Raw genomic sequence first — 3,818 nt, forward strand, 5'->3', positions numbered from 1 at the left:
TTAACATTCGTAAACTGGTAGTGACCTTGCGCATCACTTTGCGTTTCTGCCACAACTTCACCTTGTTCATTTTTCAATGTTACAGTGACATTCGCTAATCCTTTTTCACCTTCATTTTGTACACCATTGTGATCGCCATCTTCCCATACGAAATCTCCAATTGTGTAGGTTGGTTCAACTGTATCTTCTTCAAATGATAGAATACCCATCTGTTGCCCACGTTCGATTTGTTTCGGAAGTTCTGATTCAAGGTAGATTAAATTTCCATGTTCTTCAATTTCAGTATCTACACCTGTATTCATACCATGAATAACATCATTTGGAATAGAATCTTCAACTGTATTAATCACATTTCCGCCTTCTATGATGATTTCAGGTTGTGGTGGTACAGGTACTACAGGTGGAACAGGAATATTTTCGCCATTTCCTTGACCTTTACCAGAATGAAGCTGAATACCATCAATCCAGTTTAAAGTTACAGGATAATTTCTGTAATTCCAGTAATCCTCAGTAGAATTTTGCGTCACTTTTAAACTGATATCTCGATTGCCATCAAATTCACCTTCTAAAACGGCAATTAAAGGTCTTTCCACTCTGCTATCTGTAAGTGGTGTGATTTCTAATCGATCCTGATTTGAAGCAATTTTGAAATTTGAAGTTACATTATTCAATGATTCAAGATGATTGTGCATACTTTGATTTGGTTTTGAGCCATTAGTTATTTCATAAATTTTCAAGCTTTGTTTTCCAAAATCAATCCCACTATTTTTGTCATTTGTGAAAGTGACTTTTTGTAAATTGTATGATTTTGCAAGTGGATTGATGTAAGTGATATGTGTGAATTTATGATTTGCTTTATCTAATGTGATAAAAGCGCCTTTTAAACTAGAAATATTTGTAGCTGTGACTGGATTTAAATAATTTACATTCAAATTTTGCTCAGATTTTTGATTACCTACTTCTGCTTTTACAGTGATGTTTGCATTATTTAAAACTTTGCTTGTATCAATAAATAAAGGTAATTCTAAGTTGACGTTCACATTTGATTTATTATTGACAACGTCAGTAAACGTATATTTAATCTTATTACCTACTACTTCACTTTGTGCTAGTACGCCAGATTGACCTTCTAATAAAATATTTGCTGCTTTTTTATCAGCGGCTATACCATTCGTGTTGATATTATCTGACAGTTCTACCTCGAAGAAATCACCACTTCTTGTATTTTCAGGTAATTTCGCATTTAATTTTAAGTTTAATCTTTCCGCTTTTTGTGGATTGATAGCTTGTGTGTTATTAACATTTGTTAAATCAACTTTCACATTTTGAAGTTCTGTTGAAATATTTTTTGCTACTTTACTTTGATTTGCTGCTTGCTTGTTGTCGGTTAACTGTGCTGGATTTGCTTGTGCTTCTATTTTTTCTTCATTTTTGACAGGTGCAACTTGTGACTTTTGCGATTCAACTTGAACATTTTCTTCCTTTTTATTACTTAATACTGCCGCTTCTTCGTTTTTAGTTTCAACTGGCTGTGTTGAAACAGCTTGAGGTGTGACTTCTTCTTTTACTGAGTCTACTTTTTTCTCACTTTGAAGAGCAAATTGCGCTTGTTCGTTATTCTCAGTTGCTTTATTTGCATTAGTGGATTGTGGTGTTGATTCTGCAGTTGACTTCCCAGTTTCAACTGCTATAGCGGGCTTTGTTTCTTCTGATGCCTCTGCTTCATTATTTTGACCAATACCAACGATAAACATTGTCCCTAATAATATAGATGCTGCCCCAAATTTATATTTTCTAATTCCAAATTTTTGTTGATTATTCACTTTTTCTCTCCATCTCGTTCTTATTGCGCAATATTACCGATTACACTAAGCGCAATTGTATAACGTGATGATATGAAAGACAATATTATTTGAAATAGTTAATAAAAAGTTTATATTTGCAATTATTTAAGGTGTGTTTATTTGGGTTGTGTTATATTTTTAAGAATTAATTTAGAAATAAAAATTTAGCACATATATTGCTTTTATATAAAAAACTTCAACAGTAACATTCTTCAGTCTTACTTTACTACATTCCTAATTTATCCATTGTGTTTTCAATACTTTGATACATGTCTTTAAAATCATCTAAACTTTCTTCTGGACTAATTGTACAGATTCTTAAAACATTCTCATCATTTAACATTGTCGTAAATATACCTGCAATATTATATTTTCTTAGCGTTTCTGACAACAATATATTTTTTCTTTCAGATTCCTCTCGACGCTCAGCTTTTACTTTAAATGTGACAATGCCAAGACTCGCTGCTGTTACAAGTTCTAAACGTTTAGATTGTTTCACTTGTGCTTCAAACCACTCTGCATATGTCATAGATTGATTGATCATTGCAGATATTTTTTCAGTACCAAACGTTTGTAACGTCATCCACAATCGAGGTCCCCGTGCAGGTCTTGTTAATTCAGGCCCCAAATCCCACCAATCAGGTTTATCCGTTGTAGACTCTACGTCTTGTAGGTATTCTCCTCCAGCACGATATGTATTTAGCAAATATCGAATATCTTTTACAAGGCAAAACGCAATACCATAGATTTGGTATAACCACTTATGTCCATCCCATACAATCGAATCTGCTTTTTCAATGCCTTTCGCTAAATGACGTTGATCTGAAAGCACGACTGATGCACCATAGGCACCATCAACATGAAACCACAATTGATATTTTTCGCAAATTCGAGCAATTTGATCTAACGGATCTATAGCACCTGTATTGGTCGTTCCACATGTTCCAATGACAATAATCGGGATTAAACCTTTCTCTTGATCAGCCTGTATTTGTCGTTCTAAATCGTCACTTTCCATCCGAAAATTCTCTGTATCAACGTAACGCCAATTTTCTTTGGGTATCCCTAATAAATGTAATGCCTTGTGATTGGCAGTATGTGTTTGTCGCGTCAAATATACAGTCGCTTTAGAAATATCATTAACTGAAACTTTAGCATCTCTTGCGGCAGCTAGTGCTGTAAAACCAGCCATCGTTCCTCCTGATTCAAGAATGCCTCCTGCATGCTCACCTTTTAAACCTACTTGCTGAATCGCCCAATGAATAACCTCTTTTTCCATTGCACTTGCACCAGGCGCTAAATGCCATCCACCTACGTGAGAATTGTAAGATGTCGCAATCATATCTCCTAACCACGATACATACTCCGCCGGTCCCGGGATAAAACCATAATATCTAGGGTGTCGTAAATTCGCATCCAATTCTAACGCATCGATTTCTTCTTTCATAACTTCTTCGATTGGCTGACCTTGAGATTGAATCGAGGATAAATTAAAAGGTTTGCGAATCTCTTGGCGATTCAAAAATCCTCTTTTTGCATTAAAATCGCCTTGATTATAATGCTTAAAGATCTTATTCACAAATTGATTGGTTAACTTCAAAATTTCTTCCTCTTGAATTTTATGCATTTGATTTTGTTCATCATTCATATAAATCCCCCCAAGTTCATCCATAAAAGTTAATCACTAATTATGAAAATAACGATACAATATAAAAAATGTGTTAATTCATAACATTCCTATATAAATCTACTTCAATGGGTAATATAACACTTAAAATCCTAAAGAGCCAATCGTTAAAAAGCTATTTTTTTCTAAAGGCTATGTATTTAAAGTATACTAATTTGTGGAAACCAAAATAAAAAAGCTACCCAGTGACATGTATAGGTAGCTTAAAGTGTATTAAACTTATTCTATTTTTATTTCTTAGTTATTGTGAATACTTCAATAGTATCTTGTGTTGGATTGAATTCTCG

General features: G+C 33.9%; 2 protein-coding genes. Both read right to left on the reverse strand.

From position 1 onward, the window contains the following. On the reverse strand, window positions 1–1,823 hold a 1,823-nt coding region (locus CD118_RS08505; RefSeq protein ID WP_142380866.1), incomplete at its 3' end, for an Ig-like domain-containing protein. Between the two features lie 247 nt (window positions 1,824–2,070). After that, window positions 2,071–3,492 (reverse strand): pyridoxal phosphate-dependent decarboxylase family protein, encoded by a 1,422-nt coding sequence (locus tag CD118_RS08510; RefSeq protein WP_103356563.1) that lies wholly within the window; start codon window positions 3,490–3,492, stop codon window positions 2,071–2,073. Window positions 3,493–3,818 lie beyond the last annotated feature (326 nt).

Origin of the sequence: Staphylococcus coagulans (assembly GCF_002901995.1) — a bacterium.
Taxonomy (GTDB): domain Bacteria; phylum Bacillota; class Bacilli; order Staphylococcales; family Staphylococcaceae; genus Staphylococcus; species Staphylococcus coagulans.

What these genes read in the sequence shown, in the direction of transcription:
- CD118_RS08510 (WP_103356563.1), bottom strand. Translation starts at nt 3,492, where the DNA reads ATGAATGATGAACAAAATCAAATGCATAAAATTCAAGAGGAAGAAATT.